The organism is Nonomuraea polychroma (genome assembly GCF_004011505.1).
Lineage (GTDB): Bacteria > Actinomycetota > Actinomycetes > Streptosporangiales > Streptosporangiaceae > Nonomuraea > Nonomuraea polychroma.
The window spans coordinates 7,758,445-7,774,264 of sequence record NZ_SAUN01000001.1; the positions used below are offsets into that span (position 1 = coordinate 7,758,445).

Annotated in this window: 13 protein-coding genes and 3 rRNA genes; 9 read left to right on the forward strand and 7 right to left on the reverse strand. The window is 64.4% G+C overall.

Features of this window, described 5'->3' with window-relative positions:
• The first annotated feature begins 53 nt into the window (after nt 1-53).
• Nucleotides 54-1,097 carry a TetR/AcrR family transcriptional regulator gene (locus EDD27_RS58420; RefSeq protein WP_206641797.1) on the forward strand — a complete coding sequence of 348 codons (1,044 nt, stop codon included), beginning with the start codon at nt 54-56 and terminating at the stop codon, nt 1,095-1,097.
• A 28-nt stretch (nt 1,098-1,125) separates the two neighbouring features.
• Here EDD27_RS58420 and EDD27_RS35330 read toward each other — a convergent pair whose 3' ends face one another.
• Nucleotides 1,126-1,911 carry a fructosamine kinase family protein gene (locus EDD27_RS35330; RefSeq protein ID WP_127936247.1) on the reverse strand — a complete coding sequence of 262 codons (786 nt, stop codon included), beginning with the start codon at nt 1,909-1,911 and terminating at the stop codon, nt 1,126-1,128.
• Nucleotides 1,898-2,371, reverse strand: a complete 474-nt coding sequence (locus tag EDD27_RS35335; RefSeq protein WP_127936248.1) for a low molecular weight protein-tyrosine-phosphatase — start codon at nt 2,369-2,371, stop codon at nt 1,898-1,900. The genes EDD27_RS35330 and EDD27_RS35335 overlap by 14 nt, the downstream gene beginning before the upstream one ends.
• A 146-nt stretch (nt 2,372-2,517) precedes the next feature.
• On the opposite strand from EDD27_RS35335, the gene EDD27_RS35340 reads away from it, so the two are divergent.
• From EDD27_RS35340 to EDD27_RS35360, 5 genes are read left to right on the forward strand one after another with little or no spacing between them, the layout of a single operon-like run.
• On the forward strand, nt 2,518-3,522 hold the full coding sequence (locus EDD27_RS35340) for a PstS family phosphate ABC transporter substrate-binding protein (protein ID WP_127936249.1): 1,005 nt from the start codon (nt 2,518-2,520) through the stop codon (nt 3,520-3,522).
• The gene (pstC, locus tag EDD27_RS35345; RefSeq protein ID WP_127936250.1) at nt 3,522-4,460 is read left to right on the forward strand and encodes a phosphate ABC transporter permease subunit PstC; all 939 of its coding nucleotides are present in this window, start codon (nt 3,522-3,524) and stop codon (nt 4,458-4,460) included. The genes EDD27_RS35340 and pstC overlap by 1 nt, the downstream gene beginning before the upstream one ends.
• Nucleotides 4,460-5,350: a phosphate ABC transporter permease PstA gene (pstA, locus tag EDD27_RS35350; RefSeq protein ID WP_127936251.1), complete on the forward strand. Its 891-nt coding sequence runs from the start codon at nt 4,460-4,462 to the stop codon at nt 5,348-5,350. The genes pstC and pstA overlap by 1 nt, the downstream gene beginning before the upstream one ends.
• A gap of 32 nt (nt 5,351-5,382) precedes the next feature.
• Entirely contained in the window at nt 5,383-6,210 is an 828-nt protein-coding gene (gene pstB / locus EDD27_RS35355; RefSeq protein WP_206642253.1) for a phosphate ABC transporter ATP-binding protein PstB, read from the forward strand.
• Entirely contained in the window at nt 6,210-6,935 is a 726-nt protein-coding gene (locus tag EDD27_RS35360; RefSeq protein ID WP_127936253.1) for a response regulator transcription factor, read from the forward strand. Before pstB ends, EDD27_RS35360 begins: the two co-directional genes overlap by 1 nt.
• Here the strand turns inward: EDD27_RS35360 and EDD27_RS35365 are convergent.
• Both EDD27_RS35365 and EDD27_RS35370 read right to left on the reverse strand, forming a co-directional pair.
• Nucleotides 6,904-7,818, reverse strand: a complete 915-nt coding sequence (locus tag EDD27_RS35365) for a serine hydrolase (RefSeq protein WP_241564430.1) — start codon at nt 7,816-7,818, stop codon at nt 6,904-6,906. The genes EDD27_RS35360 and EDD27_RS35365 overlap by 32 nt on opposite strands.
• A gap of 33 nt (nt 7,819-7,851) precedes the next feature.
• Nucleotides 7,852-8,739: a phenylalanine 4-monooxygenase gene (locus tag EDD27_RS35370; RefSeq protein ID WP_127936254.1), complete on the reverse strand. Its 888-nt coding sequence runs from the start codon at nt 8,737-8,739 to the stop codon at nt 7,852-7,854.
• A gap of 127 nt (nt 8,740-8,866) precedes the next feature.
• On the opposite strand from EDD27_RS35370, the gene EDD27_RS35375 reads away from it, so the two are divergent.
• Nucleotides 8,867-9,319 (forward strand): Lrp/AsnC family transcriptional regulator, encoded by a 453-nt coding sequence (locus EDD27_RS35375; protein WP_127936255.1) that lies wholly within the window; start codon nt 8,867-8,869, stop codon nt 9,317-9,319.
• Nucleotides 9,320-9,384: 65 nt separating this feature from the next.
• Here the strand turns inward: EDD27_RS35375 and rrf are convergent.
• From rrf to EDD27_RS35390, 3 genes are all read right to left on the reverse strand, one after another.
• Nucleotides 9,385-9,501: ribosomal RNA gene (gene rrf, locus EDD27_RS35380) — 5S ribosomal RNA — on the reverse strand.
• Nucleotides 9,502-9,584: 83 nt separating this feature from the next.
• Nucleotides 9,585-12,686 (reverse strand): 23S ribosomal RNA (locus tag EDD27_RS35385).
• 298 nt (nt 12,687-12,984) lie between these two features.
• A 16S ribosomal RNA gene (locus tag EDD27_RS35390) occupies nt 12,985-14,506 on the reverse strand.
• The 16S, 23S and 5S rRNA genes sit together here, the layout of an rRNA operon.
• A gap of 555 nt (nt 14,507-15,061) precedes the next feature.
• On the opposite strand from EDD27_RS35390, the gene EDD27_RS35395 reads away from it, so the two are divergent.
• Both EDD27_RS35395 and EDD27_RS35400 read left to right on the forward strand, forming a co-directional pair.
• Complete coding sequence (locus EDD27_RS35395; RefSeq protein WP_241564431.1) at nt 15,062-15,460, forward strand: hypothetical protein; 399 nt, start codon at nt 15,062-15,064, stop codon at nt 15,458-15,460.
• A 166-nt stretch (nt 15,461-15,626) separates the two neighbouring features.
• Nucleotides 15,627-15,818 carry a hypothetical protein gene (locus tag EDD27_RS35400; protein WP_127936257.1) on the forward strand — a complete coding sequence of 64 codons (192 nt, stop codon included), beginning with the start codon at nt 15,627-15,629 and terminating at the stop codon, nt 15,816-15,818.
• The last annotated feature ends 2 nt before the right edge of the window (nt 15,819-15,820 follow it).

Consider the following 15,820-nt stretch of genomic DNA (forward strand, 5'->3'; position numbering starts at 1 on the left):
TTTGCTGTTTATGGCGTACACGTAGTATTACACCATAAACAAGGAGGGCGCCAATGACGCGCGGCAGAGCCGGGGACCCGGATCACGGGCTGGAGTTGTTGTGGCGGACGCGGGACGGGGAGCCGCGGCCTGGCCTCAGCGTGGGGCGGATCGTCCAGGCCGCCATCGAGCTGGCCGACGCCGAAGGGCTGACCGGGCTGTCGATGCGCAAGGTGGCCGACCGGCTCGGCTTCACGACCATGTCCCTCTACCGTCACGTGCCCGGCCGGGATCAGCTCGTCGACCTGATGGTGGACGAGGTCCTGGGCGAGCACCCCGATGTCCCCTCCGCCACCGCGCACACCACGCCCTCGGAGACCACTCCCCCGCACGGCGAAGCCCTCCACACCGACCCGGCGACAAGCACCGAACCCACGCGCACCGGCCCCACGGACATCGGCGTCGCCACCGCCCCGTCCGACGGCGAGCCGGCCGGGAACGCCGGGCCGATGTCCGCCCCAGCGCCGATCATGTCCGACACCGGGCCGGACGGGTGGCGGGTACGGCTGGAGGACGTCGCCCGGCAGGCGTGGCGAATCCGCAGGCGGCACCCCTGGCTGGCCGAGGTACGCGGCACCCGCCACCTCCCCGGCCCCAACGGCGTCGCGCACTACGACTACATGCTGAGCACCCTCACCGGCACCGCGCTCACCCCCGCCGAGGTGATCGCCGCTGTCGGACTGGTGGGTCGCTTCATCGACGCCGAAGCCCTGCACCTGCTCGAAACCCGGCACGAGGAGCGGCGCAGCGGCGTGTCGGAGGAGGACTGGTGGGGCGCGCGCGACACGCTCTACAACAGGCTCGACCGCTACCCCACGATCTCGTACCTGTGGTCGGCGGGCGGCTGGGACGCCCCCGAGGACTCCTTCGATTTCGGCCTGCGCCGCCTCCTGGACGGCATCGAGGCCCTCATCAACGAGCGTGACGAAAGGCGTGACGAAACGCAGTCCTGTGAGGAGTGCGGCAGGCCGCTGGAGCCCACGGCGTCCGGTCGGCCTCGCGTCTACTGCTCGCGCGCCTGCCAGCAACGCGCCTACCGCAGACGCAAATCAGTCTGAGACACACTGCGGGCGCCCGTAGACGCCGTTAGAGCGCGAGCACCCGCCGTACCGCCTCCATCAAACTGTCCCGATAGGACTCGCCGAACAACACCACGTGGACGAGCAGCGGATGCAACTGGTGCAGCGGCACCCGCTCCCGCCACCCGTCCGCCGGCGGCCACTCCTCCCGGTACGCCCCCAGCACCCGATCCAGGTACGGCAGCCCGAACAACGCCATCATGGCCAGATCCGTCTCCCGATGCCCGCCGTGCGCCGCCGGATCGATCAGCACCGCGGACCCGCCGGACCACAACACGTTCCCGCTCCACAGATCCCCATGGATCCGCGACGGCGGCTCGGCCGGCCCGGCGACCTCCGCGAACCGCTCCACGGCCCGCTCGACGGCGGCCACGTCCGACGCGGGCAGCCGCGCCTCCCGCAGGAAGGGCAGGACCCGCCGCTCCGCGTAGAAGGCCGGCCAGTCGTCACACGGCGAATTGTCCATCGGCAACTCGGCGATGAACCCAGGCCACGGCGCACCGAAGCCCGGCGCTCCCGAGCGATGCAGGCGGGCCAGTGCCCGGCCGAACCGCTCGGCCGCCGCCACGCTCGGCCGTTCCTGCTCCACCCACGACAATACGAGCCGGTCGGGCCCGGCCTCGATCACCTCAGGAACGGCGATCGCCTCGCCGAGCCACCGCAGCCCGGCCGCCTCCGAAGTGAACACTTCGGAAACGACACCGGTCTTCGCGAACACCTGCCGCCCGTCGTCGAGCACGCCCCGCTGCAGGCGCCACCCGTGCGACGAGCCCAGGTCCTCAGTCGATCTCATCGGCGACGTGCTTGGCCACCCCTTCGGCGGCCGACTCGACCAGCGCGAGCACTTCCTCGAACCCTTCCCGGCCCCCGTAGTAGGGGTCCGGCACCTCGGCATTGGCAGGCGCCGCGGGATCGAACGAGCGGAACAGCCGCACCTCCACCCCGGCAGGCGCGATCCGCCGTAGATTGGCAAGGTTGTCGAGATCCATGGCAAGCACCAGGTCATGCCTGTCGAACCAGTCTTTGGTGAACTGCCTGGCCCGGTGCATGGAGCCGTCGTAACCGTGGTCGGACAGGATCCGCAGCGCCCGTTCGTCCATGGGGTCACCCTCGTGCCAGCCGCCGGTCCCGGCGCTCTCGACGACGACCCGATCGGCCAGCCCCCGGTCGGCGAGGGCCTTCCGCAGGACCACCTCCGCCATCGGTGACCTGCAGATGTTCCCCATGCACACCAGACATACGCGATAGCTCATGTCACCAGGATGACCCTTACACGCTATTCATACGACCAGGAACACCTCTTTGTACCTCGGTCACGGGTCGTTCTACTCCCGTTCACTTTCACCCGGTGTTATCGGAGGTGTCGAAGTAAAGATCTCACTAGGGACGAGGAAACACCGTGACCCGTGGACAGCGCCGCCTCAGCGCGGTGGCGACGGCCGCCATCGTTGTGGGCCTTTCCGCCGCATGCGGCGGCACCAACACCACTACGCCCGCCGGGGAGGGCACAGCTTCCGCTTCCGCCGGCACGGGCGCCGGCGCCGAACTGGCCGGGCAGGTCAAGGTTGACGGCTCCAGCACGGTAGCCCCGCTGACCAGCGCCGCCGCGGAGTTCTTCAGCGAGGAGCAGGCCAAGGTCAACGTGACCGTGGGCACCTCCGGCACCGGCGGTGGTTTCGAGAAGTTCTGCAACGGCGAGACCGACATCGCCGACGCCTCCCGTCCGATCAAGGACGAGGAGAAGGCCGCGTGCGACGCCAAGGGCATCAAGTACACCGAGCTCACCGTGGCGACGGACGCGCTGACCGTCGTGGTGAACAAAGAGAACACCTGGGCCACGTGCCTCACCGTCGACCAGCTCAAGAAGATGTGGGAGCCGGGCGCGGAGAAGAAGATCACCAGCTGGAACCAGGTCGACCCCAAGTTCCCGAACGAGCCGCTGAAGCTCTTCGGCCCGGGCACCGACTCCGGCACCTTCGACTACTTCACCGACGAGATCAACGGTGAAGAGGGCGCCAGCCGCAAGGACTACAGCCCCAGCGAGGACGACAACGTCACCGTCCAGGGCGTCGAGGGCACCAAGGGCGGCCTCGGCTACTTCGGCTACACCTACTTCGAGGAGAACGCCGCCAAGCTCAAGGCGGTCCAGATCGACTCCGGCAACGGCTGCGTCGCGCCCAGCAAGGAGACGGCCCAGGACGGCACCTACACCCCGCTGGCCAGGCCGCTGTTCATCTACCCGTCCAGCGCCGCGGTGAAGCGGCCGGAGGTCGCGGCCTTCCTCGACTACTACGTCGCCAACATCGAAAAGATCGTGACCGACGCCAAGTACATCCCGCTCAACGCCGAGCAGGAGAGCAAGCTCAAGACCGACCTGGCCTCGCTGAAGACCCAGGCGGGCTGATGGCGGCCGGAGACACCGCGACCGTGCCGGGGACTCCCCAGTCCCTGGCGCGGTCGCGCCCGCGTTACGGCGAGATGGCCATCAAGGCGGTCCTCATGCTGGCCGCCTTGGTCTCCATCGCCACCACTGTCGGCATCGTGATCTCCCTTTTGGAGCCCACGATCCGGTTCTTCGGGGAAGTCAGCGCGGTGGAGTTCTTCACCTCCACCAACTGGGGACCGCTGTTCGAACCCCCGCACTACGGCGTGCTGCCGCTGGTCAGCGCGACCCTCATCACGACCGCCATCGCGATCGTGGTGGCCGTGCCGCTCGGCCTGGCCTCGGCGATCTACCTGTCGGAGTACGCCAAGCCACGCGTCAGGAAGTTCTTCAAGCCGGTACTCGAGGTGCTGGCGGGCATCCCGACCGTGGTGTTCGGGTTCTTCGCCCTGAGCTTCGTGACCCCGCTGCTGCGGGACGTCCTCCCGTTCGAGATCGAGATCTTCAACGCGCTCAGCGCGGGCCTTGTGGTCGGATTCATGATCATTCCGATCGTCGCGTCGTTGTCCGAGGACGCGATGTCGTCGGTGCCGAACAGCCTGCGCGAGGGCTCCTTCGCCCTGGGCGCCTCCAGGATGGTCACCTCGCTCCGCGTCGTGCTGCCCGCGGCCTTCTCCGGCATCGTCGCGGCCGTCATCCTGGCGATCTCGCGGGCCGCGGGCGAGACGCTGATCGTCTATATCGCCGGTGGCGGTCAGCCCAATTTCACGCTCGACCTGGGCATGGCGATGCAGACCATGGCCGCGTTCATCGCCGCGGCGGGATCCGGCGACGTTCCGGTGGGCACGGTGGACTACGACACCATCTTCGCGGTCGGCGCCCTGCTCTTCGTGATGACGTTCGCGATGAACTACGTCAGCGCCCGCCTGGTGCGGAAATATCGTGAGGTGTACGAGTAATGGCTGTTCTCTCGACGCCACGCTCCGCCGTGCAATTGGCGAGCCAGGGACGCCCGGTCAAGGAGATCTTGTTCCGGACGCTCCTGCTCGCCAGCCTGGCGCTGGCGCTCATCTTCCTGGTCACCCTCCTCGTCTTCGTCCTGACGCAGGGGTGGCCGCGGCTCGACGCCCGGCTCTGGGAGAACATGCCGTCGATCCGCAACCCGGAGATCGCCGGCGCCCAGTCCGCCATCATGGGCACGCTCTGGGTCATCTCGCTGACCGCGGTCTTCACGCTCCCGACCGGTATCGCCGCGGCGATCTATCTCGAGGAGTACGCGGACCGGACCCGCTGGTACAACCGCGTCATCGAGCTCAACATCCAGAACCTCGCCGGCATCCCTTCGATCGTGTACGGCATCCTCGGCCTGGGCATCATCGCCCGCACGATCGGACTCGGCTTCAGTGTGATCACCGCGTCGATCACCCTCGGCCTGCTGGTCCTCCCCATCGTGATCATCGCTTCGCGCGAGGCGATCCGGGCAGTGCCGCCGTCCATCCGCGAGGGGTCGCTGGCACTGGGCGCCACGCAGTGGCAGACGATCTACCGCCAGGTGTTGCCCGCGTCGGTCCCCGGCATCGCGACCGGCTCGATCCTGGCCCTCTCCCGGGCCATCGGCGAGGCCGCTCCCCTGATCATGCTGGGCGCCGTCTCCTTCATCCGCTTCAACCCGGACGGCATCTTCGCCAGTTACACCGTCCTCCCGATCCAGATCTTCAACTGGATCTCGCAGTCGCGCGAGGGGTTCCACATCCTGGCCGCCGCCGCGATCGTGATCCTTCTGGTGATCCTCCTGCTGATGAACTCGATCGCGATCTGGCTCCGCAACCGCTACCAGAAGCGCTGGTGAAGGAAGATATGACTGAGATAGGAAGCTCCCCCATGGCGAACGTCACCGTCCGTGGCCCCGAGGCGCCCCGTAACCTCGAGGCCTTGGATCCGGTCTTCAGCGTCTCCGACCTCAGCGTCTTCTACGGCGACTACGAGGCCGTGCGCGAGGTCGACATGCTGATCGGCAACCGCGAGATCACCGCCATGATCGGCCCCTCCGGTTGCGGCAAGAGCACGGTCCTGCGGTGCTTCAACCGGATGAACGACCTCATCCCGGGTGCCCGCCCGGCCGGCAAGATCCTTTACCACGGCGAGGACCTCTACGGCGACCACGTCGACCCCATCGAGGTACGCCGCCGCATCGGCATGGTCTTCCAGAAGCCCAACCCCTTCCCCAAGTCGATCTACGACAACATCGCCTACGGCCCCCGCGTCAACGGCATGAAGGGCAAGATGGACGACCTGGTCGAGCAGGCGCTCACCCAGGCGGCCCTGTGGGACGAGGTCAAGGACAAGCTCAAGCAGAACGCCCTGTCCCTGTCCGGCGGTCAGCAGCAGCGCCTGTGCATCGCACGGGCCATCGCGGTCAAGCCCGAGGTCATCCTCATGGACGAGCCGTGCTCGGCCCTCGACCCGATCGCCACCACCAAGATCGAGGACCTGATGCAGGAGCTGGCGCGCGATTACACGATCGTGATCGTCACGCACAACATGCAGCAGGCCGCCCGCGTCTCCCACCGCACCGCGTTCTTCACCGCCGAGGTCGACGACAAGGGCGTGCGGCACGGCCGCCTCGTGGAGTACGACGAGACCAGCCGCATCTTCACCAACCCGTCCGACAAGCGCACCGAGGACTACATCACGGGACGCTTCGGCTGATGACCCAACAGCAGGCGGCATCCACGATGAACGGGGACGCGAGGACCAAGCCCGTACTGCTCATCGCCGACCCCGACAGCGCCGTGGTCGAGAGCCTGGCCACCGCCCTCGAACGCGAGGGCGTGGCCGTCACAGGCGCACCTGACGGGGCTCAGGGGCTGCTGCAGGCGGGGGCCCTGCAGCCGGACGTGGTGCTCGTCTCGGCCACGCTCCCGGTCATCGACGCGGTGGAGTTCGTACGCGCCGTGCGGCTCGCGCGAGCCGTACCGGTGCTGCTCGGCGTCGGTGAGGGGCACGCCGAGCAAGCGGTACGCGCTCTCGCGGCCGGCGCGGCCGCCTGCGTGGCCCGGCCCTACCGGGTGCCGGAGCTGCTGCCGTTCATCCAGGCGTCCTCGCCCGAGTCGCGCAAGGTGCTGACCGTGGGCGGGGTCGAGCTGGATGTGCAGGCCTATCAGGTACGCGTGGGCGGGCGTGTCGTGCACCTGCCGCTGCGGGAGTTCGAGTTGCTGCAGTACCTCATGCGCAACGCCGACCGTACGGTCACCCGGGAGCAGATCATGCGGAACGTGTGGCACACCGCCTCCACCACCTCGACGAACACCATCGCCGTCCACGTCAAACGGCTGCGCGCGCGGCTGGGCGACGAGGACGACCAGCTCATCCAGACCGTGCGCGGCGTGGGCTACCGGCTGGTCACTCCGGGCATGCCCGGAAATCCTGCATGATCCTCTTGGCGACGCCTTCGACCGTCGCGATGCCGTACCCGACATCGGAGCTGCCCTCGGTGAGCACGGCCACGGCGTAGTCGTGGCCGTCGCCCCTGATCAGGCCCACGCTGATCATGGCCCAGCGCTTGGTCGAGACCCGCTTGAGCCAGCCGTTCTTCAGCGCCACCCGGTCGCCGCGGCACGCGGCGGCGCTGATGCCCCAGTTCTGGCCGTCGACGACCTTGCCCATGAGCCCCAGGACCCGTTCGCGGTCCTTGAGCGGGCTCTTGCCTGACACGAGCGCGCTCATCAGCCGGATCTGATCGTCCGCGGACGTCCGGGTGATTCCCCAGCAATACAGGTCCAGACAGTCCCCGGGGACACCCTGCGTGTGCTTCAGCCCGAACCGCTTCCCGGCCTTCGTGAACCCCGGCGCCCCGCCGATGCGCAGCCACAGCCGGTCGGCTGCGTGGTTGTCGCTGTAGCGGATCATCAGGTCGGCGTCTCGCCTGACGGCCTCGGGTAACTTCTTCCACGGCGTCATGAGCAGCAGCGCCATGAGGATCTGAACCTTGGCGGTGCTCGCCGTGATCAGCCGCTCGCCCGGGTGATACCGGTAGACCTGCCCGGTCGCCAGATCCTTGACCATGGCGGTCACCATCCCAGGACGGCCGGCCAGGAAACGGTCGAGCCGCTTGGTGATCCGCTTGGCCGAGATCGGCGCCAGGGCCTGCTCCGCCGCGATACTCTCCATCCACGCCAGCGCCGCCTCCCCGGCCTCGGTCACCCGCCACACGGGATGAGGCACGGGACGCGGCTCCACGGGCACCGTGATCAGCGACTGCACCAGGGCGAGGGCCATCGTCACCCGTGCCGGCACGTGCCCGCGGCCCCTGATCACCCGGGCATTATCACGAAGAAGCGCCAGGCGCCGCTAGACAGTCGCGCCGGTCAGTTTCGCGATCGAGTCGTCGTCACAGGTCTCCCAGAAGCCGCCCACGACGTCCTCCAGGTGATCCAAGGACTCGGCCCGGAACAGTACGTCCTGATATTTCGTGATGTCGTAGTGCGTCGTGCCCATGGCCGCCAGATCCAGCGGCCGGATGTCCATGCCGCGGAACTCCTCGATCTCCCCGTACGACGACAGGATCCCCGCTCCGTACGTCCGGAGCTCCCCCCGCTCCTCCATCACCCCGAACTCCAGCGTGAACCAGAACACCTTCGACACGAACTCCAGCGCCTCCTCCCCCTCGACGCGCCGTGCGGCCTGCCCGGCGAGGCGGTAGAGGGCGGCGTACCGGGCACTGGCGAGCGCGTTGGCATGCCCGATCACCTCGTGGATGACGTCCGGCTCCGGCGTGTAGAAGGGCACGGAGTGGTGGCGGATGTACTGCGTGGAGTGGAAGAGCCCGTCCGCGAGCACCCCGTAGAAGTCCCGCAGCGGCACCAGCCCCGCCGCCGGCAGATACCGGAACCCGGTCAGCGGCTCCAGCAGCCGCGAGACCTCCTCCAGCTGCGGGATGCGCTCGGTCGGCAGCCCCAGCCGGTCCACGCCGTCGAGGTACTCCGCCGTGGCGTACTTGGCGTGCTTGACCGCCAGCTCCCTGCTGACCATCGCCCACACCTCGTGCTCTTGCTCGGTGTACTCGGCCGCGGGAATGGGAGTGCCCGGACGGTAATCGACCGCGAGCTTCGCGATCGCGTTACGCCGCGCCCGGTAGACCGGGTCGGCGAACCCGGGATGCGACGCCGAGAGCTCGACCACCACCGATCCGTCGTCCTGTGCCGCGACCGGGGCGAAGTACTGCGCTTCCTCAAACATGCCCAGATAACAGCAAAGTTCGCTTTTCCTGGCAAGAGCGGGCAGTTTCTCTGCGCGATACGCTTACTTCCGCATCCCCAAAGCGCAATATTCTGGTCGAATCGCACAGTCCTCGGAGGGTCTCGATATGGACGAGCTGGACACCAGGTTGCTCGTGACCATGCGGGCCAACCCGCGCGTCGGCCTGACGGAGCTCGCCCGCCTCCTCGGCGTCGCCCGGGGCACGGTGCAGGCCAGAGTGGAGAAACTGACCGCGCGCGGGGTGATCGAGGACTTCGGGCCCACGGTGTCACCGGCCGCGGCCGGGCATCCGATCCTGGCGTTCGTGTGGCTGCAGATCGCCCAGGGCCGGCTGGAGGAGGCGGTGGCGGCGCTGCATGCCGTACCGCAGATCCTGGAAGTGCACGGGACGAGCGGTCAGCACGACCTGCTGTGCCGGGTGGTCGCCCGGAGCACCGATCACCTGCAGGAGGTCATCGCCCGCATCCTGGCCTCGCCCGCGGTGCAGCGCACGGACACCACGATCGCGCTGTCCACCCAGATCCCGTACCGCATCGAACCCCTGCTCGAACGGGGCTGACGCGCCGGCCCCACAACGCAAGAAAGGGCCCCGACCAAATGGTCGGAGCCCCTTCTATAAAGATTGTCCGGCGGTGACCTACTCTCCCACACCCTCCCGAGTGCAGTACCATCGGCGCTGGGAAGCTTAACTTCCGGGTTCGGAATGTAACCGGGTGTTTCCTTCCCGCCATAACCGCCGTAACCCTGAGAAACAGCACACAGTCGTTTGCTGTCTCAGAATCACATAATGGACGCGAGCAACGACTTCAAGAAAAGTCTGCTTTGTGGTCAAGTCCTCGGCCTATTAGTACCGGTCAGCTCCACGCGTTACCGCGCTTCCACCTCCGGCCTATCAACCCGGTCGTCTACCGGGAGCCTTACCCCTTCACAGGGAGGGAGACCTCATCTCAAGGCGAGCTTCCCGCTTAGATGCTTTCAGCGGTTATCCCTTCCGAACGTAGCCAACCAGCCGTGCATCTGGCGATACAACTGGCACACCAGAGGTTCGTCCGTCCCGGTCCTCTCGTACTAGGGACAGCCCCTTTCAAGTCTCCTGCGCGCGCAGCGGATAGGGACCGAACTGTCTCGCGACGTTCTAAACCCAGCTCGCGTACCGCTTTAATGGGCGAACAGCCCAACCCTTGGGACCTACTCCAGCCCCAGGATGCGACGAGCCGACATCGAGGTGCCAAACCATCCCGTCGATATGGACTCTTGGGGAAGATCAGCCTGTTATCCCCGGGGTACCTTTTAGCCGTTGAGCGACACCGCTTCCACATGCCGATGCCGGATCACTAGTCCCAGCTTTCGCTCCTGCTCGACCCGTCAGTCTCACAGTCAAGCTCCCTTGTGCACTTACACTCGACACCTGATTGCCAACCAGGCTGAGGGAACCTTTGGGCGCCTCCGTTACCCTTTAGGAGGCAACCGCCCCAGTTAAACTACCCACCAGACACTGTCCCCGATCCGGATCACGGACCAGGGTTAGACGTTCAAAACGACCAGAGTGGTATTTCACCAATGACTCCACCCGAACTAGCGTCCGAGCTTCCCAGTCTCCCACCTATCCTACACAAGACGCTCCAAACGCCAATGTCAAGCTGTAGTGAAGGTCCCGGGGTCTTTCCGTCCTGCTGCGCGTAACGAGCATCTTTACTCGTAGTGCAATTTCGCCGGGTCTGTGGTTGAGACAGCGGGGAAGTCGTTACGCCATTCGTGCAGGTCGGAACTTACCCGACAAGGAATTTCGCTACCTTAGGATGGTTATAGTTACCACCGCCGTTTACCGGCGCTTAAGTTCTCACCTTCGCCAACCGAAGCTGGCTAAGCGGTCCCCTTAACGTTCCGGCACCGGGCAGGCGTCAGTCCGTATACATCGTCTTACGACTTCGCACGGACCTGTGTTTTTAGTAAACAGTCGCTTCCCCCTGGCCACTGCGACCCCCACCAGCTCACAGAGCTAGCCTGATCACCAGCAGAGGTCCCCCTTCTCCCGAAGTTACGGGGGCAATTTGCCGAGTTCCTTAACCACAGTTCACCCGATCGCCTTAGTATTCTCTACCTGACCACCTGAGTCGGTTTAGGGTACGGGCCGCCACAACACTCGCTAGAGGCTTTTCTCGGCAGCATAGGATCATCCACTTCACCACAATCGGCTCGGCATCACATCTCACCCTCAACGTGTTGCGGATTTGCCTACAACACGGGCTACATGCTTACCCCAGGACAACCATCGCCTGGGCTGGACTACCTTCCTGCGTCACCCCATCGCTTACCTACTACCCCATCAGGTCGAGCGTTCAGCCTCACACCAGTCCCGAAGGACCAGCGGACTTAAGGACTCTTAGTATCAAGGGGTTCGATATGGGCGCGTTGAAGCGGGTACGGGAATATCAACCCGTTGTCCATCGACTACGCCTGTCGGCCTCGCCTTAGGTCCCGACTTACCCTGGGCGGATTAGCCTGCCCCAGGAACCCTTGGTCATCCGGCGCGAGGGTTTCTCACCCTCGATTCGCTACTCATGCCTGCATTCTCACTCGCACAGCCTCCACAACTAGATCACTCTGCTGCTTCGCCGGCTGCACGACGCTCCCCTACCCACCCAGACTAGGTCTGAGTGCCACGACTTCGGCGGTGTGCTTGAGCCCCGCTACATTGTCGGCGCGGAATCACTTGACCAGTGAGCTATTACGCACTCTTTCAAGGGTGGCTGCTTCTAAGCCAACCTCCTGGTTGTCTCTGCGACTCCACATCCTTTCCCACTTAGCACACGCTTAGGGGCCTTAGTCGGTGATCTGGGCTGTTTCCCTCTCGACTACGAACCTTATCGCCCGCAGTCTCACTGCCACGCTCTCACTTACCGGCATTCGGAGTTTGGCTGACGTCAGTAACCTTGTCGGGCCCATCGGCCATCCAGTGCTCTACCTCCGGCAAGAAACACGCAACGCTGCACCTAAATGCATTTCGGGGAGAACCAGCTATCACGGAGTTTGATTGGCCTTTCACCCCTACACACAGATCATCCCCCAGGTTTTCAACCCTGGTGGGTTCGGTCCTCCACCCAGTCTTACCTGAGCTTCAACCTGCCCATGCGTAGATCACTCCGCTTCGGGTCTACAGCATGCGACTCAAACGCCCTCTTCAGACTCGCTTTCGCTACGGCTACCCCACACGGGTTAACCTCGCCACACACCATAACTCGCAGGCTCATTCTTCAAAAGGCACGCAGTCACATCACAGCCGTCCCGAAGAACGGCTAAGCTCCTACGGCTTGTAGGCACACGGTTTCAGGTACTATTTCACGACCCCTCACCGGGGCACTTTTCACCTTTCCCTCACGGTACTCGTGCACTATCGGTCACCAGGGAGTATTTAGGCTTACCAGGTGGTCCTGGCAGATTCACACAGGATTTCTCGGGCCCCGTGCTACTTGGGATCCCCTCCAGGAGTCCATCCGATTTCGTCTACCCGGCTCTCACGGTCTACGGCGCCCCTTCCCAGAGGCTTCAACTATCAGACAGATTTATCACTCCCCGAGACAGCGGCAGCTATCTCAAGAGGGTCCCACAACCCCGAACGTGCAACGCCTGCCGGCTATCACACACGCCCGGTTTAGCCTCATCCGCTTTCGCTCACCACTACTCACGGAATCACTCTTGTTTTCTCTTCCTACGGGTACTGAGATGTTTCACTTCCCCGCGTTACCACCAACCGCCCTATACATTCAGGCGGAGGCAACACCACATGACTGGTGCTAGGTTTCCCCATTCGGACATCCCCGGATCAACGTCTGGTTGGCGACTCCCCGAGGCTTAACGCAGCCTCCCACGTCCTTCATCGGCTCCTGATGCCAAGGCATCCACCGTGTGCCCTAAAAAACTTGGCCACAAAGATGCTCGCGTCCACTATGCAAATCTCAAACAACAAACAGCAACCGGATCCCAGCCCCCAACGCGAGCTGTTCACCGGTCCTGTGTCCGAAGAAGACGAGCCATGCCCGTTCCTTCAGGACCCAACAGTGTGTCCAACCGGCACGCACTCCCACAATCCCCGTTCCCACTCCGCTGTCACCAGCGGCGGTACTAACGGACAGGCAATGCATCCCTGCTGAGTAGCCAGTGCTCCACTAGTGAGCTGTCACGCGTCCCGGGCGTTCGCCGAGACCGCGTGAAAATGCTCCTTAGAAAGGAGGTGATCCAGCCGCACCTTCCGGTACGGCTACCTTGTTACGACTTCGTCCCAATCGCCAGCCCCACCTTCGACCGCTCCCCCCCCTTACGGGTTGGGCCACGGGCTTCGGGTGTTGCCGACTTTCGTGACGTGACGGGCGGTGTGTACAAGGCCCGGGAACGTATTCACCGCAGCGTTGCTGATCTGCGATTACTAGCGACTCCGACTTCATGGGGTCGAGTTGCAGACCCCAATCCGAACTGAGACCGGCTTTTAGGGATTCGCTCCACCTCACGGTATCGCAACCCTCTGTACCGGCCATTGTAGCATGTTTGCAGCCCAAGACATAAGGGGCATGATGACTTGACGTCATCCCCACCTTCCTCCGAGTTGACCCCGGCAGTCCCCCATGAGTCCCCACCACCCCCGAAGAGGCGTGCTGGCAACATGGAGCAAGGGTTGCGCTCGTTGCGGGACTTAACCCAACATCTCACGACACGAGCTGACGACAGCCATGCACCACCTGTCACCCAGTCCGAAGAAGCCCCCATCTCTGGGAGTGTCCGGGTGATGTCAAACCTTGGTAAGGTTCTTCGCGTTGCGTCGAATTAAGCAACATGCTCCGCCGCTTGTGCGGGCCCCCGTCAATTCCTTTGAGTTTTAGCCTTGCGGCCGTACTCCCCAGGCGGGGCGCTTAATGCGTTAGCTCCGGCACGGAGATCGTGGAAGACCCCCACACCTAGCGCCCAACGTTTACAGCGTGGACTACCAGGGTATCTAATCCTGTTCGCTCCCCACGCTTTCGCTCCTCAGCGTCAGGTAAGGCCCAGCAAGCCGCCTTCGCCACCGGTGTTCCTCCTGATATCTGCGCATTTCACCGCTACACCAGGAATTCCACTTGCCCCTGCCTACCTCTAGCCGGCCCGTATCCACCGCAGACCCGCAGTTAAGCTGCGGGCTTTCACGGCAGACGCGACCAGCCACCTACGAGCTCTTTACGCCCAATAATTCCGGACAACGCTTGCGCCCTACGTATTACCGCGGCTGCTGGCACGTAGTTAGCCGGCGCTTCTTCTGCAGGTACACGTCAACTTCGTCCCTGCTGAAAGAGGTTTACAACCCGAAGGCCGTCATCCCCCACGCGGCGTCGCTGCGTCAGGCTTCCGCCCATTGCGCAATATTCCCCACTGCTGCCTCCCGTAGGAGTCTGGGCCGTGTCTCAGTCCCAGTGTGGCCGGTCGCCCTCTCAGGCCGGCTACCCGTCGTCGCCTTGGTAGGCCACTACCCCACCAACAAGCTGATAGGCCGCGAGCCCATCCCCAACCGAAAAACTTTCCACCACCATCCGATGCCGAAGGCGGTCATATCCGGTATTAGACCCAGTTTCCCGGGCTTATCCCAGAGTCAGGGGCAGGTTGCTCACGTGTTACTCACCCGTTCGCCGCTCGAGTACCCCGAAGGGCCTTTCCGCTCGACTTGCATGTGTTAAGCACGCCGCCAGCGTTCGTCCTGAGCCAGGATCAAACTCTCCAAACAATGTCTGTCCGGATGAATCATCCAAGCAAAACCGTCAAATATGACGGGGTCATACATGTGATGCACATGCACTGGCTTTTAACACACTGTTGAGTTCTCAAGAAACGGACGCGTTTTCCAGCGCTTCGTTTCGGTCTTGCGTCTTGCGTTATGTCTTAATTCTTTCAGCCGCCCGAATCCCTGTCAAATTGACCGGACTCGCGAGAACTGCGGGAATTAAGTCGCGCCCCGTTTCCGGGACAACCCCTCTAACTTACCAGCTCTTCCGGAGTGATGCGAATCGTCCCGGATGGCGCTGGAGGAAGTGGGATTTGCCGGGCACCTCCGGAGGTTCCATGAACCCCAGGGCCGCCCTGCGCGAAGCAACTCTAGCAGCCCGCGGCACCCACTTCGCGCAACTCAGGTAATCATGAGGTCCTTCCCTCACCACCTGACCCTCAAACCTCTGCCATGCACTCTCGCGGCGCCACCAGCGCAAGCGGACGGCAAGTCATCCGCAATCGCCTCCAGGTACGAAGTACTCACGAGCAGACTGCGCTCTCGGAGGTGTCCGCCATGACCCGCTCGGAGTTCGACGACATCCGCGCCTTCCTCGCCGACGAGGCGACCCCTTCCGAGGACCTGCTGAGAGTAGCCAGGACTCTGATCGACGATCTCGAACACGCTCGCATGCGTGAGGCCGTCCTGCGGGCCCGATACCTGCACCTTCTCACGGCGGCGCGCGCTTCGGTGGCGGCCGAGTCCGTGGACGCGCCGGACCCCTTGATGTTCCTCAAGCGCGAGCTGGACGAGCAGGGCCAGCTGCCCGAGGACGACGAGGCCGTCCAGCGCATCCTGTCCGACGCACGTGCGTCGTCCGCACTGCTGGCCGCCATGGAGGAGGGCGTTCCTCAGCGCCCGCGCGGCATGCGCCTGCGCCGCTGCATCGGAACGCACAGGACCCTGCGCAAGTAGCAAGGAGCACGAGCACGTAGCAGCAGGCAGCGGTGACGGGTGGCAGGTGGGCGTAGGAGCGGGTGGCCGGCAGGCCGCGTACAACCGGCACATGTTGCCTTGTCAGTGACCGGATGACGACTGCGGACATACTCGCTCTTGCACCCCCGACTGCGAGACTGCGCGTATGTGGCAGCGGGGGCTGAACTGGGCGGCAGTCATCCTCGTCGGGACATTTGGCCTGATGTGGATTGGTGTCGTGATTTATGCGGACGAGTCTTCCGCGCCGTGGATACGCGTCTCACAGGTGATCTTCGCCCTTCTGCTGCTCGGCTGGGCCGTGCAGAAGGCCATCGCGCTGATCGTCGGAAAGACGTGAAG